This window comes from Paucisalibacillus globulus, assembly GCF_900184735.1.
Classification (GTDB): domain Bacteria; phylum Bacillota; class Bacilli; order Bacillales; family Amphibacillaceae; genus Ornithinibacillus; species Ornithinibacillus globulus_B.
In genome coordinates this window covers 49,082-62,709 of the sequence record NZ_LT855384.1, presented here as the reverse complement: position 1 = coordinate 62,709, position 13,628 = coordinate 49,082, and the positions used below count along the sequence as shown (strand labels likewise).

Genomic DNA, 13,628 nt, shown 5'->3' with positions numbered 1-13,628 from the left:
CCTAATTAAGGCATAAAAAAATACGCTATTACTAGCGCTGAATAAATTAAGCTATAAATGAATCTCCAGTAATCACTTCATATTCTGCAGGAGTAATTTCTCCGTATGGATTTTCTTCAGTAATAACGGCAAATTTCAGTTCTTCCTTTGTAACCCAATTACGCTTGTAAGCCAGATCCCAAAATTCCACTTTCATACACCAACTTTCTGTATTTTCATCAAATCGAATTTTGTTTTAGCCATTTCGCTGCCTAACATATCTATATCTTTTTGCAGCTGCATGTTCTTAAACTTTTCATTAATAAGTTGTTCTGCGAGTAGATCTACTTCTGATTTAGGTGGCTCAGCATTTCGAATTTCTTCCAGTTCTACTTGTGTAAGGCGTTTTCCATCTTCATTGTATGCTCCTTGTTCTTTTACTTCAGTGTAACCTTCAGGAATTGCGTTAGGATCAACAACAATACCGTCCGTAAAATCTAACGTTTCATCTTCACGTTTTTTGTAGACTACAATTTTCATAGTTTTACCCCTCCGCCCTGAATATACCGTTTATCTTAATAAAATTTGTACTAGTTCTTCCGTCATGTAATCGAACCTCTCCAGCACTTCCTATGTCAATCCCTAAATGTTTCCACCCGCTACTAGATTGCAGCCCTGAAATATAAGCATAGTTTTTTGGACGATATCCTATTGGAAGGATAAAAATCACTGCACCTTCTGTTGTTGGACCCCCAGTAGCAATTCCCTGAATATGGACGAAACCAAATTCGTCTTTCATAAATCTAAGACCGTCATACATGTGACTAAACCCATTTAGTAGCGTCGGTTTAATCCAATCTTCTTGTTTTCGATTAGCCTTCTGTAAATAAAGATTATCAAAATCTAGACTTCGTTCTTTTATTTTAGCAATTAATTCATCAACAACAGAACCAAGGTTATTTGGATAGGTTGTGACTATACTTTGTATTGGATTAGATAGATAAGGCATGAAAAGGTAATCTACAGTGTAATGCGCGTTAGGGTCGTATTTATCAGGTGTAATAAAAGCTTTTTCATTTCCGTAAGCTAGTAATGAATTAAACAACCAATTATGCGTATCGTCATTACCGTTTTTGTATATCCGTAGTATTTTGCTTACAGGATAATGGAATTGTTCATCTCGGCCTTTTTGATTTGTAATGTAATATGTGAAATCACTAGATAGGTAGACCTTTATAGTTTCCCTAGCCACCATGCCTTCTAATACTTCAAGGTGATTTACGCCTTTATTTAACTTCAATTCTCCGAATGATTGAACTTGTTGTATTTCAGGTTTTGCTAATTGGTATATAAGTCGGTAGGGAGTAAATCTTGCATCTAATGTTGTTGGAAGTGTTGTTATCATATTAGGTCTAACTCCATTTACATAATCATAAATGGCTATCCAGCCCTTTTCTCCAGTACCGTTATATTGATTGTTAGCATTTAGACTGTCGCGCATTTTATATCCTAAGAAATACGCTTTAATTTCTTCTACTGTTGGTGTGTAACCGTCTCCCCAACCAGAATCAGCGTTAGAAACTGAAATCCATATGTCTCCGTTGTTTCTATCCGTTGTTAGTTGGTCTTTGTCACTAAGAGGGTCTACAATATTGATTATTTTACCATCATATTTTACAACCCTTGCAAAATCATCAGATTCACCTAGCATAACACCATGTAATACGCTGTTTATCTTAATGTGCTTATAGCCACTTTTATTGTTTGTCCAAGAGACCGTTTGTGAGCTATCTAAAATGACTTCTTTTTTACTGGCAATTTTAACTAATTCGCTATCACGTACTTCTAATTTATCACCTTCAAAGAAGTGGTCTTGAATAGATAGCTGAGATAATACTTTATCTGTTTCATCTTTCACTTGAATGGTTGGAAAACGGATTGGTTGAATATTGGCTACGAATGGTTGCGCGACTGTTCCTTCGTTTATCATAATGTCTTCAAAGATGGCTTCACCCATTGTTAAATTATGAAGGTTAATCTTGATTTCAGCAGTTTCAGGAGAAGTTGTAAAGGTTACTTCCTGAACACTAGAATTCACAACTGTTTCTAAAATAACTCTACTAGAATTGTAGTAATGAACTTTTATTAATCCAGTGTGATTTAATCTAAAAGTATAGGTAAAATTAGGTTTTACCTTAATCCATATTTCAGAAAACTCATCTGCACCTGAAGTGTTATTGTGTATAATCTTATTCGGTGTACTAACTGCTGCATTAGCATGTAACTTCCACAGTCCACTATCAAACAATGGAACTAGGTTAATAGCTTCATCTCCATCAAATGCCAAACTAGAAACCAGCGTGTCTCTTTCAGTATTAACAACATTCGTCCCGCGCTGAAGGGTAACTGCTTCAACAACCTTATTCCATATTTCATCTTGAGTACGATTTAACTCAAGATCAATTTTGTCCATGTTATCGTTTTGTGCTTCAACATCATAAAATTCATCCGGTATAGGCTTCGTTAAACCGTAATTAGTTGTCTGGTTAGGCATTAAGTTAACACATCCTCTCGTAATTGCTTATGTGTAAAGGCGGCTAATTGAGCATGAGTAAACTGACTTAATAAACTATGTTGGTTATAGCGTAATTCAACGGTTAAAATCATATTCTGCGGTGTAATACGCTCTAGCATTATGACTACTGCATCAAACTGGCCTTTAACGGTAAGTTCTATTTTTACTTTTAGTTTTTTACCAGCTATGTCACGAGTCATCACATAACCATTCTCCCCCAACAAACTATCTAGTAGCTGCTTAAGCACAGAATTGGAATAAGGAGCCTGCTCTTGATAACGAGTAAGAAGTCTAAATCTACGAGTTTCAATCGTATCAGTTGCCGGTACGTTAATTTTCAACATTTTTTCTTGTCTTGCAAGTCCTTCTTCATCAGCTGTAAGGATAAATCGATTATTTAAACTCTGTTCAATAGCTTCCCAAGTTGCTTCCAGCGGATTTTTCTCCACGTTAGCAATTTCAACTACTTCTTTTACTTGATGAAGTACTGGAGGTAAATAGCTTAATATATCAACGTCTCTAGCCAACTACAACACCACGTTTCGGAATAGCTTCTTTATCTAGTTCAATATTTGAAGTCCCACCATTCAGTAGGGTGTTAGCGATATCAATGACACCAGGAACACCTAAAAGTCTAGTTTCAATCTGAGATATTCTTACAATTAACCCTGCATGATCTTCCTCATATGTTTGAGCCTCTGCCCATAATTCGGATAGCTCTTTAAAATAGTTATCAATTGTACTTAACACATTAGTTTCGATATCAGGCCAAGTCCATCCGCTCTGATAGGTGATATTTAATGTGATATCTATATTTGTTTCATTAACCTCTGAAACAGTCACGATATGATCAAGAGGTGCTGTTCCAACTCCCTCACCCTGAGCAGTTAGTGGATCTACTGCTTGTTGAACAGAATCGATTAGGGTTTGAGTAGGTTTTTCGTATTGCGAGTTTATGATTGTTAAACCAACAGTACCTGCTCCGTACTTAGCACGATACACACGGACACCGCCAACACCTTCTAATGCAACAACTTTTGCTTTATAATCTGCACGATTACCACCAAAGGCAACTGAATTAAAACTATTAAAATAGCGCCTACGAAAGTCCTCTGTATCTTCCTCATCCTCACCGGGAATAAGGACCTCCGTTAGTTCTGCACTGGTTAAACCATCAATATACTCGATTGGTATTAAGGTACCTAAGTATAAGTTACCTATATTACCTTCCGTTTCGCACTCCAGGATAAACTCTCCAATAGCAATTCGTTCAGTAACAACATAATTCAAATCATCTAGGCTAAAACGAGAGCCAATAGGGACATCTATATTAAATACACCCTTCAGCTTGGCTTTTGATGCAGTGTAAGGTTTTAAACCTCTTTCTGAAGCTATTCGAATTAGATTTTCTCTTGGAGCAGTATCGGCGAATACCATATCATTGTTATGTTTTATCGTAATAAGCATTTGTGCCGTTTCAGCGCTATTGGCAGCAGTAGCAGTATAGATAATACCTGTTTCTCGCTTATCGAGTGAGTCATCAACTCCTGCAAGTTTCCGCTCCATTAGATCTTCATATGTTGTATTTAAGTCGATTGGTTCCACCATCAGTAGTCCACCTCGCTTTCTATCTCAATATCTCCATAAATGGTGTGGGCAACGTATTTAACATGGACTTTCTTTTTAACGGCCGTAACCTCAAAAGAGTCTACTGCTGTTATTCTGTCATCTTGTAATAAGCACTCTTGTAAACGCCTTGGTATTTCAGATGCTACATAAGCAGTAGGCATCCCGTATAAATCTTGCAGTTCTATACCAACATCCCAGCTATAAATGATGTGCTCATATCGTTCAATAGAGGTCATTAAAAAAATCGCTTGTCTAACAGCTTCTAAATCATCAACGAAGCCTACACAGCGATTTAAATCTAAATCTAATTTAAATGTTTTGGATGGTTCCATTTCTTCCTCAAAATCCAGTGTTAAACCATCATTTTCTAATTGTTGAGGAATCATATCATCACTCCTTATCGATGATGATGTATTGTTGGCCACCATGAGAACGTATCATAGTGACTAGATCACCTGGTCTAAGACCGTTATAAACTGTATAAGTTTGTTTAGGTCCGCCGTCTATACTCATTTCAGTTACATAATCTGTAACAGCTTTTGTTAAAATAAGATGCTCTTCATTCAATATTAACTTTTGGTCAATTTGAATCTTTAAAGGACCTGTTTGAATAACACGGCCATGTGCAACATCTGCGAGTTTTTGGGCATTCACTGCATTTACTGCGATTCTTCTAATATTATTTAGAATGTCCGTCATATCACGCAATGAAATCACCTCCAATTAACTTTAAATCCATCCGATGATCCGATTCTTTGAATGTGTGTTTTACAGTTTCAACCATCATAAAGTTAGCAACATTCAAATCACCTAGATTCATTTGCACTCCAACAGATGATCCTCCTCTTACACGAACATCCCCAAATATTTTATTCATGTGAAGCTTACGGGTTTTCCTATTGTACAGTTTTAATAGAGCATCTGCCTTAGCCTTCCCGTTAACACCTTGGTCCAGTTTGTCTGTGTACTGAAGAACACCCCAATTGTTGATGTTAATACCATCTTGCGTAATAAAAATCTCTCGCTTGCCGGTTTCTTTGTTTTCTCGGATTAACTTAATTTTGTTATAAGTCTTATCATCAATCGAAGATGTATACTCGAAAGTCTCACCTGTATCTTCATCGATTAGAATATCTGTTTTTAAACGCGATACATTTCGAAGATTGAGCGACCCGTAATCATCATAAAGTATATACATATTACCAGTATTCAGGATTGTTTCTGACAAAGGATAGTCCATTATCGCAAATAGTTCTTGATTGTCCTCGACACGCGATCTAATAACATGTTTTGTATCTTCAACAGTACCGGTTTTAAGGTTAAAGTCCCGAGCAATCATTTTAAGCAGTTGAGAGGCAGTTTTATTAGCATACGTGTACGTATCTTTATTTTTAAAATAACGAAGTTGATCATAAGCTGTCACGCTGATAATTCTTTTATCCTTACGCTTTTTAGTAAAAACAAAGCCATAAAATACTTTTTTTCCATCATATTCGAATCGAACAGCATCGCCCTCGTGAAAGCTTATTACATTGTCTTTTATAACATTAAATGTAAGCTTGCCCGGGCTTCCTTTACGGTGAGTTTCCCACACTATTGATTCTTCCACAGCGCACTCATAAATAAATCCACGGGTTATGATATATAATTTTGACTTAGCCACACTTTATCACCTCTACCTATGGAATCTTGAAAACTTGCCCAGGATAGATAAGATTAGGGTTTTTTATTTTATTGAGTTTGGCGATTTCTGGATATCTTGTCCCACTTCCCAAGTACCGTTTAGCAATCGCCCATAGAGTATCGCCCCGTACAACTTTGTGGGTTCTATATTTTTTCTTTCCAGAAGTACTCCGAGTTTTCTTCACAGTTGCCTTTTTCGTATTTGGCTTAACCTTAACTTTTTTTGTACCAAATGATTTGAATTGCTTTAGGTTTATGGTTACACGAATATCAAAGCCTTCCTCTGCATCTTCTTCAATTTCATAATCCTCTAAGGAAACAGTCATATTTGTATCAAATAACAGCTTTCCATTTGGCATCATTCGATTCACGATAAATTGAAAACTCTTTTGATTGACCTTTAATTGCTCAAGTTTATTTAAATAGTGTGCTGCAGGTTTAAATCCATTTGGATATACAGCAAACGGATATCGAACATTAGGTAATAACACCTCAAATTCAATATCCGTTAGTCCTGGCTTTTTTAATATATTTACTTCTCCTTCATTCATGAGAGTAATAGTTTCATTGCTGTTGTTTATTTGGGTTGACATCTGTGATGGCGCTACTGGTAATTGCAGTCCATCAATAAAGAAGTTATATATCTTCATAACCCCCTTCTGCTAATACCTCAGCTACTTCTTCCACACGTTCACCAAAGCGGTCAATAACACCGTCAATGTCCATATCGTTATTAATGTGATTCTCGTTTTTCATATCTACTTTGATTTCTGCAGTAGTATAACGGTTGATTGCTTCACGCTCTGCGATGTCTTTTAGATAACTGATGTCTTCCTGTGTCATATTTACGCTATCAGCAATTTTTTTCGTGTTACCAGCCGTATCAGCTCCACTAGCCTGTAAATCCTTTAGTTGTGGAGCAACAAAGTCAAATGTTCCAAGTGACGGGGAAGTTCCTTCATCTAAACGAGCAGCTGCTTGCATGTCCTTTATTTCTGCACTCCGTTTAGCCCATCCCGCTAGAGCCTCTCCTTGCATTTTTTGAAGTGAAGCGTCACGTTCGGATATACTTGAAGCTATATCAATAGTATATTGACCTAATTCCGCATTCCTAGCAGACTTCATTGCTTCATTTTCTAAAACGGCAGCACTACCAAAAGTTACTGTCCCAATTGCATCAATAGATACTCCTGGAAGTTTGTTGAGTACTGCAATGAAATCGTTAATAATTCCAATTGCTCCGTTGACCATCATTTGAAGTATGAGGAGCGTTCCGGCTTTCATATCACCCATGTAATTTTGAACAGCTGTACTCACCATTTTGAATCCTAACTTCAATTTGTCGAGTTCATTCAATACATAAAATACTCCAGCCATAAAAGCAATTTTAAGTACGTCCCAACCAGTTTGAATGTAGTTCATTGCTATTGCCCAAGCGATTTGTATTCCACCAACTGATTCAATCCACTTGTAAATCCAAGCTACTAAAAATCCAATAGCCAAGGCGATCCATCCAATTGGATTGGTAAGCATAGCAGCAATTAAAGCTCTGTTTGCAGCAACTGCTAACCACGTGACTGCCGTTTGTATTCCCAAAGCAATTGTATAAGCGCCAACCGCAGCCACTAGTCCCCAGAAGATAGGCTCTAAAGTAGACCAATTATCGTATATAAATTGAGCTCCTGCACCTATTACTTGAATCAACGGCTCAAAAATCTGATACATATTATTTAAGAAGAGATTCCATACTTGGCCAAACGTGTAAGGCATTTCCTCGAACTTTGCATTGATTTCGTCTGTGGCACCAAGCATTGCATTTTTAACAATGTCAGCTGTAATTTCCCCTTCAGATGCCATATCCCTTATTTGTCCGATGGGAACTTCTAAATAATCAGCAATGGTTTGAATAACATTTGGCGCAGCTTCGAATACAGCGTTTAGTTCTTCACCTCGAAGCACTCCTGACCCCAATGCTTGTGTTAATTGTAAACTAGCAGAATAGACTTCCTGTTGTGATGCTCCTGCAATTACAAATAGCTTGTTTAAGTTTTCTGCAAAGGCAATAGTTTCTCGATTAGATCCAAAAGCATCACTTGCTCTCTGCCCCAATTTGGACACTATATCAGCCGTTTGTAAATATTGACCCCTGGAACGTATTGCTGACTCCATAATCATTTGTTGCAATTCAGCCGTTGTCTGAAGTTCGTCATTCATTAGGTTTAAACGAGCTGTTGTATTGGTTACTTGGTCGGAAAGACCAAATAAGCCTTTTGCGCCTTGAAAAGATAAATAAGTAGCTGCAATAGTTTTCACGCTAGAAAGTAAGCCATCAGATGCATTCTTTCCATTACGAACGCTGTTATTTAGTTTTTGTTGTTGCTCATTGGCTTGTCTAATTTCATCTTCAATTTGATTGAAATTTGCTTCTACTTGTTGTAATTCTCGCTGGGCAGCATTTAGCGCAGAAACATTTATCGCTTTACCTGTTGCATCCTGCAAAGTTTGGAAACTATCAATAACTGTTGTCATCGCCATGTTCATAGCTCTGAACTGTTGGGACATCATATCATTGATCTGTATTGCGGTTTTAATTGTGGTCATGTTTTCACCGCCTTTTTTAAGCAAAATAAAAACGCATCCGTTAGATGCGTTAAAACATATTTTGGATGAAAATACTATATATCTTTTCATCAATATCTATTAAACTTTTTTTACCATTAACATATTCAATTGCTAATACTCGTGTCGTTTTATTTTTGGCAGATAGCCCCGCCAATAATCCGACAGGTCCAAGTAAAGCTCCTCCTACTAAACCTCTAGATACACCGCTTATAGCACTTTTTCTATGGTCTTCTGTGATAAGTTCATATTCTTTTACTGTGGTTTTATCTAGTGGAATAGCATCGCCTATACCGTTGTTAATTACTACTTTGCCCCGCATGGTCAATTTAATAGGTTTGTGCAAGAATTCTCCAGCCATTATTTGATTTCTAGCCATACAATCCCTCCTCACCCATAAATATACAGAAAAGAGAGATTATATTCTACCTTTTTCTACCACGAGAACCTTTTCCAGATCTCTTTGCATTTTGTTTAGCTTTTTGCTCTGATTTCTTTTCCGCATCAATTTTCACTTGAATCGAAGCTATTATAAAGGCCTTTTCAAGTTTAGGAAGATTTAAATATTGTGACGGCAATAGTTTTAGCTTGTGTAACGCAAAGTGTGCTATGTTTGCATCACTATCACCGTCATCTATTAGTTTTTTGCTTCTTCAACAAGCTCGTCCATACCTACGTCAAAGCCATTTACTGATTGAGCGATTTTCTTCACTTCTGTTAACTCACCAGGCTTAAGCATTTTTTGAAGAAGTGATTCTGCTCCCATAACCCCGTAAGAGGATTGGAGCTCTGCGTTGTTTAAATCAGGGAATTTAATTGTTGCAACTGCGGTCTTTAAAGTGTATAGATCATAATCTGTTTCAGGCATGAACATACCCTTCTTACCTGGAACAGGCATACGTTTTGTACAAGATTTACGTATTGCTGCATCTGTATCTCCATCAATTGCTCCGAATTTCCAAGGTATTGGATTTCCTTTTTCATCCTTAAAACGCTTAGAAATCACGTGTTCCTCTATTTGTGCTTTTTCTACATTTTGAGCAAAGAAAGCTTGTAAGTTACTCATCTATCATTCTCCTAACAATATTTTTTAAAAAAAGAGCCCACCGAAGTGAGCCCTTACCTTATTGCATTACATCAAGAATAGAGAATTTTTCTGGAAAATCCCAGTCCTCATAGGTAAACTCAAATGAATCTTCCAGGTATTCCGCGTCTGCATCTAGTAAGGCGATAATACCTCCATCTAGATTACAATCTTTTAAGATTACAGTTTGACGGCCAACAGAAGAAGATTTATCTTCGTTTGTTGTTTGAATATCAAAATAAATATCTTCTCCCGTTTCTTTGTAACGATAAAGCAGTTCACGGAAAATTGATGTATTAAAGTGGAAAGTAGCGCTTCCTGTGTATTCAGCACCTGTTGACTTATTACCCTTACCCACCTTACCTAAGATTGGCACTTGAGTTTTAGTTTTACCCATGTCGGCTTGTAAATTGATAAGCTGAGCAAAATTATAGCGGGTACCCTCAATTGTCACAAAGGCTTCACCCTGTGCACCACTTATGGCATCTTTTGCATGCATCGTTTCATTCATTCAATATCCCCTCCTACGCTACCACTGTTGTGATATATAATTGCGACATTGCTACAGTCACGTTTACTACTTCATTAGCAACAACAGATTTTTTTGAATCACCTTGTTCAATCGTTAATGCTTCTTTATCGTAATCTTCAATTGCTCTTAATCGTTGCATTTCCTCACGATGTTTAATAATATCTTTCCAGAACGTAATACGACCAGCTGCATCATTTGGTACTTTACCCAAGTATCGAGTATTGAATAATTGAGCGGTATCTATAGCGATTTGGTCTAGTACTCTAATCACTTGGTTCATGCTGAAATCTTCATTTTTTTCCGGTGTAAAGGAAGTAAATGTGTTCACATCTTCTAACACATAGATTTCTGCGCCATTGCGATGGAAAACATACTTACCAGCTTTCAGTAATTCTTTCAGTTGTGAAGTTGTCTTCGTTTCAGACAAATCAAGCGTATATTCACCATCGTACAAATCATTGGTATTTGATTCATTTACAGCTACTCCTGCTTGAGCGCCAACGGTCCAATAGACCGCTCCAAACACTTCTTCACTTTCACCAATTGCATCATTTTGAACATCAATGATGCCCTCATGATCCGCAGCACCTAATTTATGCCCTACAAGTTGGAACTTAGCTCCTACTTCATCACGCATACGCTTTGTGTAAGCTATATACAAATCCTTAATAGGCTGTTCAGAACTCAAGCATGCTAGCGTATTGAAACCATAAGCCTCTAACTCATCGAGAGCTGTTTGGTGAGGAGTTCCAGTTGGCGCAGTACCATTTGACCCTAATGTGAAGTTCGTTCCAGCAGTTGCAGCTAAAATTGCCTCATCTTTCCAAATAACATAGTCGTTATCCACCAAGCCCGCAGCATCCACTACGTTTAGTTGTTCATCAACCAAAGTAGTTCCTAAGAATGTTTTTACATCAAAGTTTGCTGGCTCGTCTACATTTGCAGAAATAACGGTTTTTAAATCGTTACCACGAACACCTTTGTATCTCGCCGTAGCAAACGTATTAGATGCAGCAACTGCGCCCTCATTTATTTTGTAAATAAATGCAGTGTGAGCACTTTTGAATACATCACGGATCCCCTTTAATTTAGGGTGCGTATATTCATAACCGAATACTTTACGTGAGTTGTTTTCCAGATTCTTTTGCAATGCCTCTAGACTCACGGTAAACACCTGTTCATCTGGACCCCAATCTAAAACCATTGGAAGTGCTACGTAACCACGCGCGGATAAGTTAGCAAATGCTCGTGCTGCGGAAATAAAGTTTTGATACGTACCGGGTAGTACTTTGTTTTGTGTAAGGAATGTGCCTCCACCTAGCATTATTTACTACCTCCTTTGTAGAATTTATCTAGGATTTTATCCACTTCATCAAACGAATAGCTTTTATCATCTTTTAACAAAGCATTTAACGCATCTTGACGATGGGCATATTTTTTACTTTTTAGAAGTTGTTGTTTTGTAAAAGAAGCAACTTCTTCAGTTTTTTTATTTGCCACTTATTTCACCCTTTCGATATAGAGTGTTGATCTAACGATTCCATGAATGTTTTTGCTTCAACTTCTTGTAAGTAGAAATTGAAGTTAATAAAGTTATGTGCATTTCCATCGACGATTTCACTATTCGCTCCTGTTCCAAGCATAATAGAGCCATTTAAGAGCGTTATTTCCTTTAGAGCTTGTTGTACCCTCAATGCATGGCTAGCAGCGTCTAGTACCCCACCAGATGGAAAATATTGCACATTAAAGAGTGTTGTCACTCTCCATCGATTACCGATTTGTCGTATATTCTCTAAATTTAAAAAGAGAATTAAAAAAGCAGGTGCCTGAAAGCCCTGCTCTACATCATCCGTATAATTTGTGTAACTATCTCCAAAGACTTGATTTAGCTTAATGGAGATAGCTGTAATAATGTCTTTAATCTCCATTAAACGCATCTCCCAATAGTTTAATAAGCTTTCTTTCAATGATTTTTGGTGCTTGTCGTTCTAATTCATCAGCAGATATTGTCATCATGAATCGACCTGGAACCCACCCTTGATGATTACGAGTACGGTGCCCAAACTCAACATATGCAGCATATTCAACTGGGTTAATAACCTCGATTTCGTAAATATTGCCAACCTTTTTAACAGTCATGGAGTCAGCAAACTTTTTAGCACCGGATCCACCGCCAAATGTAGAAGCAAGTTCTGCCTCACGATGGCTCTTTGAAGTCCATCCTCTTCGAAGAGTACCTCCAACAGTACCGTCATCGTAATCGCCCACAGGTGTACGCTTGATAACTTTTGCTAGCAATCTAGCAGCCAATTCTTTTGCCATTGCTTCACAGAACTGTTGATATTGTACTTTTTCCAGTTTCTGCATACGTTTCTGCAACTTCTGCAGCTGCTTATAATCGACTCTACCCCACCTAGCCATTACGCATAACCCTTAAACAGTTCCAACGTAAGGTGTTGATGGTCCATGCGTACTTCTGGCTCACCACTTCGAGCAAACTCCGTTGTTTTACCATCTTGAGTGACTATAATTTTACTTCCAGCAGGTATCTCTAGTTCAGGAACAAGTGATAGTTTGATAGTCTGAGATATTACCGCTGGACCTCCTGTACTAGATGCTGTTGTTTGTTTTTGGTATGAAAGTTTACAAGGTTGATCTAGATATTTAGTTACTTCCCGTGGAGTTGTAATCTTTGTTACTGGATCCATTACACTTTCCCACGTTTTTACTGTACAAGTGCCACGATACAACATTTGAATGGCTTTTCTACGAGCGTTTACCATGTTAGCACCCTGTAACGAATAAAATCGACTTCGTTGTGACGTAGGTAATTAACCAAAGCATCAAACTTAGCTTCAGGAGTTGTTTTAATATCAACTGCAAATGAAACGTTTGTATCCCCATCTTGCACTTGTTTAGCAACTGGAGAAAAATCAATTGTTTCAATGTTTAACTGACCCATTCCCTTTTTCATATAAAGGAATTCACCTGCAACCATATCGATAGCAACTTCTTTCAGTTCAGAAGGGATATAACTTAAGTTTGTTTGGCTTTTAATATGATTCGTTACCTTGTCGATGGAGAAGTTTAACAACATATCGTCAGCACCAGGAGGCTCACTAGGGATTTTAACCCCTAGTGAGCCTAAACGTGCTTTTACTTCTTCGAGCATAGTATCACGCCCTATTCAGCTTTTTCAGTAGCTTCCTTGATTTTCTTGATGATACCTTTTTCACTTGTAGCATTTCCGATATCAATGTTGTGTTCATCAGCATAAGCTTTTAATTCTTCTACTGTTTTACCTTCGAATTCATCTTTCCCACCGTTACCATCAGGATTGCCATTTGGGTTATTATCTCCATCTGGATTAGGAATTTTATCCTCAATCTTATCAAGGATTGCCATGGTGCCCTTAGTGAACTGAACTTCATCAATTTCAAGCTCGTCACCATTTTGGTAACGATCTCCATTTACACGTACTGGAAATACAGAATTTTGAATTTTAACTAGTAATTTAGCCATTTCGC

General features: G+C 37.5%; 21 protein-coding genes. All 21 read right to left on the bottom strand.

Features of this window, described 5'->3' with window-relative positions; genetic code table 11:
* Window positions 1-46 precede the first annotated feature (46 nt).
* Genes BN999_RS00390 through BN999_RS00300 form a run of 21 tightly spaced genes read right to left on the bottom strand, consistent with a single transcriptional unit; the run spans window position 47 to window position 13,623 of the window.
* Window positions 47-190: an XkdX family protein gene (locus BN999_RS00390; protein WP_096269548.1), complete on the bottom strand. Its 144-nt coding sequence runs from the start codon at window positions 188-190 to the stop codon at window positions 47-49.
* A gap of 2 nt (window positions 191-192) precedes the next feature.
* Window positions 193-519, bottom strand: coding sequence for an XkdW family protein (locus tag BN999_RS00385; protein WP_096269411.1), 327 nt, complete (start codon window positions 517-519; stop codon window positions 193-195).
* Between the two features lie 4 nt (window positions 520-523).
* Window positions 524-2,533: a hypothetical protein gene (locus BN999_RS00380; RefSeq protein ID WP_096269410.1), complete on the bottom strand. Its 2,010-nt coding sequence runs from the start codon at window positions 2,531-2,533 to the stop codon at window positions 524-526.
* On the bottom strand, window positions 2,533-3,081 hold the full coding sequence (locus BN999_RS00375; protein WP_096269409.1) for a putative phage tail protein: 549 nt from the start codon (window positions 3,079-3,081) through the stop codon (window positions 2,533-2,535). Before BN999_RS00375 ends, BN999_RS00380 begins: the two co-directional genes overlap by 1 nt.
* Window positions 3,074-4,162, bottom strand: coding sequence for a baseplate J/gp47 family protein (locus tag BN999_RS00370; protein WP_096269408.1), 1,089 nt, complete (start codon window positions 4,160-4,162; stop codon window positions 3,074-3,076). Before BN999_RS00370 ends, BN999_RS00375 begins: the two co-directional genes overlap by 8 nt.
* Window positions 4,162-4,569 (bottom strand): DUF2634 domain-containing protein, encoded by a 408-nt coding sequence (locus BN999_RS00365; RefSeq protein WP_096269407.1) that lies wholly within the window; start codon window positions 4,567-4,569, stop codon window positions 4,162-4,164. The genes BN999_RS00370 and BN999_RS00365 overlap by 1 nt, the downstream gene beginning before the upstream one ends.
* Before the next feature lie 4 nt (window positions 4,570-4,573).
* The gene (locus BN999_RS00360) at window positions 4,574-4,882 is read right to left on the bottom strand and encodes a DUF2577 domain-containing protein (protein WP_096269547.1); all 309 of its coding nucleotides are present in this window, start codon (window positions 4,880-4,882) and stop codon (window positions 4,574-4,576) included.
* A gap of 1 nt (window position 4,883) precedes the next feature.
* Window positions 4,884-5,846: an XkdQ/YqbQ family protein gene (locus tag BN999_RS00355; protein ID WP_255247355.1), complete on the bottom strand. Its 963-nt coding sequence runs from the start codon at window positions 5,844-5,846 to the stop codon at window positions 4,884-4,886.
* 16 nt (window positions 5,847-5,862) lie between these two features.
* A complete protein-coding gene (locus tag BN999_RS00350) occupies window positions 5,863-6,516 on the bottom strand; it encodes a LysM peptidoglycan-binding domain-containing protein (RefSeq protein ID WP_096269406.1) in 654 nt (217 codons plus the stop codon).
* Complete coding sequence (locus BN999_RS00345) at window positions 6,503-8,467, bottom strand: tape measure protein (RefSeq protein WP_176481822.1); 1,965 nt, start codon at window positions 8,465-8,467, stop codon at window positions 6,503-6,505. The genes BN999_RS00350 and BN999_RS00345 overlap by 14 nt, the downstream gene beginning before the upstream one ends.
* Window positions 8,468-8,516: 49 nt before the next feature.
* A complete protein-coding gene (locus BN999_RS00340) occupies window positions 8,517-8,864 on the bottom strand; it encodes a hypothetical protein (protein ID WP_096269404.1) in 348 nt (115 codons plus the stop codon).
* Between the two features lie 46 nt (window positions 8,865-8,910).
* Complete coding sequence (locus BN999_RS20410) at window positions 8,911-9,063, bottom strand: hypothetical protein (protein ID WP_176481821.1); 153 nt, start codon at window positions 9,061-9,063, stop codon at window positions 8,911-8,913.
* Between the two features lie 59 nt (window positions 9,064-9,122).
* Window positions 9,123-9,551, bottom strand: coding sequence for a phage tail assembly chaperone (locus BN999_RS00335; protein WP_096269403.1), 429 nt, complete (start codon window positions 9,549-9,551; stop codon window positions 9,123-9,125).
* A 58-nt stretch (window positions 9,552-9,609) separates the two neighbouring features.
* Window positions 9,610-10,080, bottom strand: a complete 471-nt coding sequence (locus BN999_RS00330; protein WP_096269402.1) for a phage tail tube protein — start codon at window positions 10,078-10,080, stop codon at window positions 9,610-9,612.
* A 13-nt stretch (window positions 10,081-10,093) separates the two neighbouring features.
* Complete coding sequence (locus tag BN999_RS00325; protein WP_255247354.1) at window positions 10,094-11,425, bottom strand: phage tail sheath C-terminal domain-containing protein; 1,332 nt, start codon at window positions 11,423-11,425, stop codon at window positions 10,094-10,096.
* Window positions 11,425-11,601, bottom strand: a complete 177-nt coding sequence (locus BN999_RS20405; protein WP_176481820.1) for a hypothetical protein — start codon at window positions 11,599-11,601, stop codon at window positions 11,425-11,427. Before BN999_RS20405 ends, BN999_RS00325 begins: the two co-directional genes overlap by 1 nt.
* A gap of 5 nt (window positions 11,602-11,606) precedes the next feature.
* A complete protein-coding gene (locus BN999_RS00320; RefSeq protein ID WP_096269400.1) occupies window positions 11,607-12,029 on the bottom strand; it encodes a phage tail terminator family protein in 423 nt (140 codons plus the stop codon).
* Window positions 12,019-12,522: an HK97 gp10 family phage protein gene (locus BN999_RS00315; protein WP_096269399.1), complete on the bottom strand. Its 504-nt coding sequence runs from the start codon at window positions 12,520-12,522 to the stop codon at window positions 12,019-12,021. Before BN999_RS00315 ends, BN999_RS00320 begins: the two co-directional genes overlap by 11 nt.
* A complete protein-coding gene (locus BN999_RS00310; protein WP_096269398.1) occupies window positions 12,522-12,884 on the bottom strand; it encodes a hypothetical protein in 363 nt (120 codons plus the stop codon). Before BN999_RS00310 ends, BN999_RS00315 begins: the two co-directional genes overlap by 1 nt.
* Complete coding sequence (locus BN999_RS00305; protein WP_096269397.1) at window positions 12,878-13,273, bottom strand: hypothetical protein; 396 nt, start codon at window positions 13,271-13,273, stop codon at window positions 12,878-12,880. The genes BN999_RS00310 and BN999_RS00305 overlap by 7 nt, the downstream gene beginning before the upstream one ends.
* 11 nt (window positions 13,274-13,284) lie before the next feature.
* Window positions 13,285-13,623: a hypothetical protein gene (locus BN999_RS00300; RefSeq protein WP_096269396.1), complete on the bottom strand. Its 339-nt coding sequence runs from the start codon at window positions 13,621-13,623 to the stop codon at window positions 13,285-13,287.
* Window positions 13,624-13,628: the final 5 nt, after the last annotated feature.

Coding starts and splice junctions, on each gene's coding strand:
- BN999_RS00305 (WP_096269397.1), bottom strand. CDS start 13,273: ATGCTCGAAGAAGTAAAAGCACGTTTAGGCTCACTAGGGGTTAAAATC.
- BN999_RS00350 (WP_096269406.1), bottom strand. CDS start 6,516: ATGAAGATATATAACTTCTTTATTGATGGACTGCAATTACCAGTAGCG.
- BN999_RS00365 (WP_096269407.1), bottom strand. CDS start 4,569: ATGATTCCTCAACAATTAGAAAATGATGGTTTAACACTGGATTTTGAG.
- BN999_RS00335 (WP_096269403.1), bottom strand. CDS start 9,551: ATGAGTAACTTACAAGCTTTCTTTGCTCAAAATGTAGAAAAAGCACAA.
- BN999_RS00330 (WP_096269402.1), bottom strand. CDS start 10,080: ATGAATGAAACGATGCATGCAAAAGATGCCATAAGTGGTGCACAGGGT.
- BN999_RS00370 (WP_096269408.1), bottom strand. CDS start 4,162: ATGGTGGAACCAATCGACTTAAATACAACATATGAAGATCTAATGGAG.
- BN999_RS00325 (WP_255247354.1), bottom strand. CDS start 11,425: ATGCTAGGTGGAGGCACATTCCTTACACAAAACAAAGTACTACCCGGT.
- BN999_RS00380 (WP_096269410.1), bottom strand. CDS start 2,533: ATGCCTAACCAGACAACTAATTACGGTTTAACGAAGCCTATACCGGAT.
- BN999_RS00360 (WP_096269547.1), bottom strand. CDS start 4,882: ATGACGGACATTCTAAATAATATTAGAAGAATCGCAGTAAATGCAGTG.
- BN999_RS00320 (WP_096269400.1), bottom strand. CDS start 12,029: ATGGAGATTAAAGACATTATTACAGCTATCTCCATTAAGCTAAATCAA.
- BN999_RS00315 (WP_096269399.1), bottom strand. CDS start 12,522: ATGGCTAGGTGGGGTAGAGTCGATTATAAGCAGCTGCAGAAGTTGCAG.
- BN999_RS00385 (WP_096269411.1), bottom strand. CDS start 519: ATGAAAATTGTAGTCTACAAAAAACGTGAAGATGAAACGTTAGATTTT.
- BN999_RS00310 (WP_096269398.1), bottom strand. CDS start 12,884: ATGGTAAACGCTCGTAGAAAAGCCATTCAAATGTTGTATCGTGGCACT.
- BN999_RS00300 (WP_096269396.1), bottom strand. CDS start 13,623: ATGGCTAAATTACTAGTTAAAATTCAAAATTCTGTATTTCCAGTACGT.
- BN999_RS00345 (WP_176481822.1), bottom strand. CDS start 8,467: ATGACCACAATTAAAACCGCAATACAGATCAATGATATGATGTCCCAA.
- BN999_RS00340 (WP_096269404.1), bottom strand. CDS start 8,864: ATGGCTAGAAATCAAATAATGGCTGGAGAATTCTTGCACAAACCTATT.